Below are 2,232 nucleotides of genomic sequence, written 5' to 3'. Positions count from 1 at the left end.
AAGGTTGAGGTGCCAATAGAAATGGCAAATTTATTGTTCGATTTGGATGCTAAGGAATTTCCAATTCTCAGCAGCCTTAGCTTTGATGACTACGATATGTTCTCAGGTTCGCAATTAGACTCGCTTGCGGATGAGCTGCTTACTGCGGCTAGGCTGAATCCGCAGGTTTCAAAATTAGTTAACCCGATGTTGGTTTTGATATATGAGGCGAAGTCCTCAATGAAAGATGTTTTATTTAACCCTTTTGGGCGGTAATAGAAGTGAAAAGAGAGAAATAGGGGGGCAGACCACGGTTTTGTAAAGGTAATCAAAATTGCTCTTTGAAACATGTGAATGGTGGGCTGACCCCCTATTCTATTGCTCCCACAGTTTTACTGAATTCAGGCAGGCGATTTGGTGGGGTTCAGGCACTCGATGGAGCGGTCTACGGTGGTCTTGGCCATTTCCAGCAAATGCCACACCGCCAGAATTTTCGCCCGCTCGGGGCTGGGCAGTCGCTCACTGCAATTGAGTGTTGTGGCCGAAGCGCTGTCGAGCAAGCTGGAAGTGTAGAGCAGGGCGTCTTCGAAGCTCAGGTCTTCGATTTGAATACCTTGGGTAGGCTGGTAATGGTCGATGGCGCGGTTGAAGGCGGCGCGGTCTTTAGTGGCGTTATGGGGTGGATCGGGGACGACTTTTTTCATTTTGCAGCTCCTGGGTGATCAAGGAGCCGACACATTTCGCGACTAAACGTAGGGTGGCGGCTGTACGCAGGTTAGTCGACCGGTCAGGAGCATCCGGCGCGCCCGAGGGCGCCCTGCGCACAGCCACCATTAAACTTTATGGGACGATGCGCCTACTCCTAAATCCGAGCGACTAAACCCGATCACTGATAAGCAGTGACGGACCGCAGACTAGCCATCGATTCGGGCAGGCACAAGGCGGTAGGAATTGTCTAGGAAACGTCCTGCAATTTAAAGAGACACGCCCTGCTGGCCCTTCAAAAACCATGACTGAATGCCACTAACCCGCCCATCAACGGTGGTGGTGAATGGCTTTTTGTAGGTGCTTTTCCCCTGCGACGTAGGCAGCTTCTGAAATATCACTCAGCCTACCCAGGCTTGTGTGCGGGGCGTATCCGCTTGCTTATATTCCGACGCCAACTTCATTGCATCCAGGGATGTGAGGCATGGCGCAGGGCTATATCAACGACCGCACCACGGACTACAGCGGCTTGAAATCCCGGTTGATGGGCAGTGCCCCGAGTCGGCAGCGTTCCGACCATTTCGATGTGCTAAACAGGCACCTGCGGCCTGGGCTGGTGATGCCTGGGCAGTTGGTGATCGTTCCCGATCCCTACAGCGTGACCTGTTCGATGGAAGAGGCCTGGCTGGTACGCCGGGCCGAGGCAATTCGTCGTGAGTTGGACGCTGGCGCCGGACCCCAAGTGGTCAATAACTATGACCTGCTACAGAGTTTTTTGGGGTACGGCTCGTTGGGCGTGGGCAGCGCGACGTCAGCGTGGGCCCGGCATCTGGATGAAGTGGCGCAGACCCTGGAGGCGATTGAACAGCTGCATCAGCGCCTGAAAAACACTGGTTTGGACCGTGAGGCGTTTCTTCGCCAGCGTAAGGCGTTGTTCGGGCTGCTGGACACCCAGCTGCAAGGTGCGGCGCGATTTGGCACCGGATTGCAGGGCAATCAGGCTCTGAAGAAGGTGTTGGGGATTTCTACCAAAAGCTATCTGCAAAAGGGCGAGATCGCCGGGTATGCGCAGCGGATGCGGGATATTGCGCAAACGTCGAAATGGTTGGGCAAGGGCGCGTATGTGGGGTTGGCACTGGACGTGGGCGTGGCTGGGCTGGAAATCAAGGAGGCGTGTGTGGCGGGGCGGGAGGCGCAGTGTCGGCGGGCGAAATATGTGGAGACGGGGAAATTGATGGGAGGGGTGGCGGGGGCTTATGGCGCAGGGAAGCTGGGTTCAACAGTAGCCCGTAGCGGCTGTAGGGTTCTTTTGGGCATCGCGGCTAAAGGAAACGGTGCGCTGGCCTGCGCAGTGATCGGCGGCGCTGCGGGCGGGTACGCAGGGGGCAATGCAACGGGAGAATTCGGAGCGTTTCTGGGCGGGAAGATCGAAGAGATCGACGGTGATTTGATCTTTCAGCCAGAGGGGGCTTAAGCATGGACTTTCAACTCATCCTGGCAATCATTTTAGCTGCCGGGACACTGATTTTCGCAGGGCTGACTATATAC

3 protein-coding genes are annotated in these 2,232 nt (G+C 55.5%); 2 read left to right on the top strand and 1 reads right to left on the bottom strand.

Going from position 1 to position 2,232, the window contains the following annotated elements:
• A partial coding sequence (locus AACV02_RS16865) for a hypothetical protein (protein ID WP_218568284.1) occupies positions 1–255 on the top strand: 255 nt, incomplete at its 5' end.
• Between the two features lie 125 nt (positions 256–380).
• On the opposite strand, the gene AACV02_RS16860 is transcribed toward AACV02_RS16865, so the two are convergent.
• Positions 381–683, bottom strand: a complete 303-nt coding sequence (locus tag AACV02_RS16860; RefSeq protein WP_106580012.1) for a DUF6124 family protein — start codon at positions 681–683, stop codon at positions 381–383.
• A 485-nt stretch (positions 684–1,168) separates the two neighbouring features.
• Between AACV02_RS16860 and AACV02_RS16855 the strand changes: the two genes are divergently transcribed.
• On the top strand, positions 1,169–2,158 hold the full coding sequence (locus tag AACV02_RS16855; protein ID WP_119735854.1) for a hypothetical protein: 990 nt from the start codon (positions 1,169–1,171) through the stop codon (positions 2,156–2,158).
• The last annotated feature ends 74 nt before the right edge of the window (positions 2,159–2,232 follow it).

It is taken from the genome of Pseudomonas sp. Larv2_ips, assembly GCF_963879675.1.
Classification (GTDB): domain Bacteria; phylum Pseudomonadota; class Gammaproteobacteria; order Pseudomonadales; family Pseudomonadaceae; genus Aquipseudomonas.
This window is presented reverse-complemented; position numbering and strand designations above follow the sequence as displayed.

What these genes read in the sequence shown, in the direction of transcription:
- AACV02_RS16855 (WP_119735854.1), top strand. Translation starts at nt 1,169, where the DNA reads ATGGCGCAGGGCTATATCAACGACCGCACCACGGACTACAGCGGCTTG.
- AACV02_RS16860 (WP_106580012.1), bottom strand. Translation starts at nt 683, where the DNA reads ATGAAAAAAGTCGTCCCCGATCCACCCCATAACGCCACTAAAGACCGC.